We start from the raw sequence: 1,275 nt of genomic DNA, 5'->3' as shown, positions 1-1,275 counted from the left end.
CAAATATTAAGGCCTTAGCGTCGGAGTAAGCTACCAGAGCTTGCTTTCAGTTTTTAGGGTTTGCCTAAACTTCTTAAGTTTTTTCGCAATATTATTGGCGTTATCCGGCAGTCTTCTTTTAGGGCTTTTGAATTTAAAATTGCTTTCCGAAATCCTGCCTTTAATCGCCATGCGTGCGTAGAAAAAACGCCACCGCTGCATATTCAGTTGCGCGCAGAACCAAATAAGCTCACGTACTGACATATTAAATTTTGGAATAAGGACGCGGACTGAACTCCCACCGTTCCCACGCGCCAGGAATGGCCAAGGCTGAAGTGCAGCGTTGCCAAAAGCGGTAAGTGTAATTGCCCCAGTCTTGAATATCTCAGCACCTGGGCCAGTAGTCATACCGATAACAGAATTAGTAGCGTCACCACTTGAAACGTATGGCGTAGCGCCCTCCTGATAATTCTTGATACCGCTAGATTTGCCGTTTTGTATATCAAAGAAAAATGACAGGGGTTCTTCCTTATTGGTTGGAAGTGGTGGCAATTTGGAATATTGATTACCGAAGTTTGGCAGTACCACATCAGCCATATCCGGGTGATGGGCGACACAACGAAATATGGACTGGAGCACATTTTCCTGCGCAGCTTTAACTTCAGCCTGGCTTGCTTGTGGTTGAGGCAACCATAACTGTGGGCTCCACTCTTCGCCATTAGCCATCATATTGCCGTCAATCGTTGTGCAAATCTGCGACTTGATTGGCTTGTTCTTCAGGAAAGTATGGAACGCTGAGGCAACTTCAGACAGTTGTCCACCAGGCACAGGTACACGCCTTCCTTTGAGTTTTTCATATCCGTCGTTCCATATCCTGGACATAAATACTTTCTTGTTTCCATGCGGAATTTGCGCGGCCGCAATCATAATGGATGTGGGGGCAGCGGTCGGATAGAAAATATCTTCTGGCAGGCTGATCATGCCGAGCAATGTATGCTCGCGCAAGAAACTCTCCCGCCATGCGCGGTGTTCGTCATCCGCGAATATTCCTGCATAAACAACGGCTGCTAGTATCCCATCAGGTTCTAACGCATCCATGGCCGTATGGATAAACATACGTTCCGGTTCTTCATCCTGTGAAAAGGGCGGATTTAGATAGGCGCGTGTATATTTTTCGTCAATTAATGCGCGATTGTGGCTATCGAAACAGCTACCATTTTCCATGTGGCCTTTACCATCACCACGGAAAAACATGTTTAACGTGGAAAGCGCCCATATTGTCGGGTTGGTATCAAA

General features: G+C 46.5%; 1 protein-coding gene. It reads right to left on the bottom strand.

Annotated features, from left to right (window positions below; genetic code table 11):
• Positions 1-30: 30 nt before the first annotated feature.
• On the bottom strand, positions 31-1,275 hold a 1,245-nt coding region (locus ACOCD2_RS20435; protein ID WP_419614738.1), incomplete at its 5' end, for an N-6 DNA methylase.

Origin of the sequence: Thiolapillus sp., from assembly GCF_048562965.1 — a bacterium.
GTDB lineage: Bacteria > Pseudomonadota > Gammaproteobacteria > Chromatiales > Chromatiaceae > Thiolapillus > Thiolapillus brandeum_A.
The sequence above is the reverse complement of the archived record's forward strand: the minus strand, read 5'-3'. Positions and strand labels throughout refer to the sequence as shown.